This window comes from Herbaspirillum sp. WGmk3 (assembly GCF_023952535.1).
GTDB lineage: Bacteria > Pseudomonadota > Gammaproteobacteria > Burkholderiales > Burkholderiaceae_D > Herbaspirillum > Herbaspirillum huttiense.
Map to the genome: position 1 here is coordinate 1 of NZ_JAKYWT010000023.1, position 489 is coordinate 489.

1 protein-coding gene is annotated in these 489 nt (G+C 55.2%); it reads left to right on the forward strand.

Annotated elements, in window-relative coordinates; genetic code table 11:
* Positions 1-489 (forward strand): DUF1983 domain-containing protein (locus MKD49_RS25765; protein ID WP_252697715.1); only part of this gene is annotated, 489 nt, incomplete at both ends.

A 489-nucleotide genomic window follows, 5' to 3' on the forward strand; every position in this document is an offset into this window, starting at 1 on the left:
CTGTCAAAATTGAGCAGACCAAAGACGGCAAACATTATGTCGCGGGTATTGGCCTCAGCATGGAGGACACGGAGGAAGGCAAACTGAGCCAGTTTCTGGTTGCCGCCAATCGTATCGCATTTATTGACCCGGCAAACGGGAATGAAACGCCGATGTTTGTGGCGCAGGGCAACCAGATATTCATGAACGACGTGTTCCTGAAGCGCCTGACGGCCCCCACCATTACCAGCGGCGGCAATCCTCCGGCCTTTTCCCTGACACCGGACGGAAAGCTGACCGCTAAAAATGCGGATATCAGTGGCAGTGTGAATGCGAACTCCGGGACGCTCAGTAATGTGACGATAGCTGAAAACTGTACGATAAACGGTACGCTGAGGGCGGAAAAAATCGTCGGGGACATTGTAAAGGCGGCGAGCGCGGCTTTTCCGCGCCAGCGTGAAAGCAGTGTGGACTGGCCGTCAGGTACCCGTACTGTCACCGTGACCGATG